The 2,132-nt window shown below is 51.3% G+C and carries 3 protein-coding genes; all 3 read left to right on the top strand.

Annotated elements, in window-relative coordinates; all coding sequences use genetic code 11:
- The first annotated feature begins 319 nt into the window (after window positions 1-319).
- Window positions 320-583 carry a SymE family type I addiction module toxin gene (locus ABRS97_RS27910; protein WP_367819438.1) on the top strand — a complete coding sequence of 88 codons (264 nt, stop codon included), beginning with the start codon at window positions 320-322 and terminating at the stop codon, window positions 581-583.
- Window positions 507-830, top strand: coding sequence for a hypothetical protein (locus ABRS97_RS27905; protein ID WP_367819437.1), 324 nt, complete (start codon window positions 507-509; stop codon window positions 828-830). The genes ABRS97_RS27910 and ABRS97_RS27905 overlap by 77 nt, the downstream gene beginning before the upstream one ends.
- A 367-nt stretch (window positions 831-1,197) precedes the next feature.
- Window positions 1,198-2,132, top strand: a 935-nt coding sequence (locus tag ABRS97_RS27900; protein WP_367819436.1) for an IS110 family transposase, incomplete at its 3' end; no start/stop codon positions are given.

Genomic DNA, 2,132 nt, shown 5'->3' with positions numbered 1-2,132 from the left:
CAGATGGAAGAGAGCCGCTGGATGCGGTGGCAGATTCGGCTTATCGCTGTGGGCGTTGTCGCAGATGTGATTTACCACGGTACGAAGTGGCTCTACCACGCCATTTGCGGGTTGTTCAACTGAGGGGAATGAGAAGGGTCGCCGTGACTTGCAAGTGCTTAGAACACTTGCAAGCTCATGCAGGTAATCAGACTACCTACACGCACAGCCAATCGGCTGTCACTGCGACCTTGGATAATTATACCATCTACCAAGGTGGTTGTGTAGGTTTACCGTGTCTCGATCATCTTCCTCTCTATTAGAGAGGAGTTGTAGATTTATGCGTAAATTGACCGTTTCAAGAGCATTTCTGTACCGTAATACCAAGTTTCAAGTTGTAGAAGCCCCCGCCATTCGAGTCCAAGGCAAGTGGTTGGAAGCGCTCGGCTTCCTGTCCGGTTGCAAGGTTGAAGTGCTGGAGAAGCATGGGGAAATTACCATAAGGTTACTCGAAGGAGGATGCACGTATGACACGAGTCAAGTACACGACGAATCTGGACGAAGAATTGCTGAGACTTGCGAAGGAGAAGGCGCAATTAGATAACATGGACGGCGCGAACGCGGTTATTGAAGCCGCCCTGCGTCTCTACTTCGCCAACTGTTCCACGCAAGTATGGGAGAAGACGATGCAAGGCGGCTGGATTAAGAAGATGATCGTTCGCCCAGGGCAAGTCATCTTCGAGAGCATCCGCGTCCGCAAGGTCAAGGCGCGGTACAATCCCAAGTATTTCACGGATGAAGTTCTACAGCCCAAGGGTTGGACGAAGGTTTGGAAGATGAAGCAAGGATGACAAGAACATTTACTCGTTCCACTTGCGTGTACAGGTGGAATGGGTAAGGGTTTTTACCAAGCCCTTACAAGGAATGAAGGTGGGAGCGGTCACCGCCTGCGCTAAGACCGTTTTGCAGTTCGTCTGCTTGACTTCAGAATGCGCCGACCGCTCCCATTTCCTTGCTTTCATCCAGCAAAAAGGCTTACTCGCGTGACTTGTACGCAAGTGATGGGCGTAAGGTTTTTTGCCAAGGGAAGAGGATTCGCTAGGACTGTTGTGTAGCTAGGCTACTCGTGGATATCGTGCGACTTCCCCAACAAGCGGAAACCGTCAATTTTGCTCTTTGATAATCACATATTCGTACCTATTCGAGGAGGAATTTCCCATGATCAAAAAGTACCTGTTTGTCGGCATCGACATGCACAAAAAGACGCATACCGCCGTCTTCGTCGATTGGCTCGGCAACAAATGCGGAGAGCTATGTTTCTCAAACAAGCCGTCCGCCTACCCTGACTTACTCGCGGAAGTCAAAAAGCACATAAAGAAAGGCGTGCGTCCAATTTTTGGACTGGAAGACACAGGAAATTGGGGTCGTGCCTTGGCGGTCTACCTGACGGAACAAAAGCAAACCGTCAAGGAAGTCAATGGACGGCTGTCCAGCGAACGGCGCAAAAGCCGCCCCATCGTGCAAAAGAGCGACAGTTGGGACGCCGAATGCATCGCCAAGGTGCTGCGCGATGAGCATGAACGGCTGCCCGACATTCAGCCGATGGATTTGTTCTGGACGATTAACCAACTGTTCACGGTTCGTAAGGGACTGCTCAAAAATATGACGGCGATGGTCAACCGTCTTCATCACTTGATCTATTCGCACTATCCCTCCTATCGTACTTGGTTTGCCAATGTGGACAACACGACCGCGCTGGCCTTCTGGGAAACGTACCCTTCGCCCTCTTGCCTCAAGGGAGTGACGCTGGAACAACTAACGGAATTTCTCGTGACGTGGAGTCAGAAAAAATACACGCAGGAGAAAGCCGAACAAATTCTCTCCGATGTAGCCAAAGATGGCGATACGACAACGGGCTTCCAAGGCCAGCGCGATCATATGATTGGCGTGTTGGTGCGCAATCTGCGCTTCTACAGGCTGGAGATTAGCGGCATGGAAAAGCAATTGAAGCCCTTGGTGCAGAGTCTGGGCTTTCAGCTTGAAACGCTGACAGGCATGGAGTTTCTGAGCGCCTGCGCCTTTATTAGCGAGATCGGGAACATTCACCGCTTCCCGACACCGCAAAAGCTGGCCATGTACGCCGGAATCGCTCC

The sequence above is a fragment of the Paenibacillus tabacirhizosphaerae genome, from assembly GCF_040812395.1.
Taxonomy (GTDB): domain Bacteria; phylum Bacillota; class Bacilli; order Paenibacillales; family NBRC-103111; genus Paenibacillus_E.
The sequence above is the reverse complement of the archived record's forward strand: the minus strand, read 5'-3'. Positions and strand labels throughout refer to the sequence as shown.

What these genes read in the sequence shown, in the direction of transcription:
- ABRS97_RS27905 (WP_367819437.1), top strand. Translation starts at nt 507, where the DNA reads ATGACACGAGTCAAGTACACGACGAATCTGGACGAAGAATTGCTGAGA.
- ABRS97_RS27910 (WP_367819438.1), top strand. Translation starts at nt 320, where the DNA reads ATGCGTAAATTGACCGTTTCAAGAGCATTTCTGTACCGTAATACCAAG.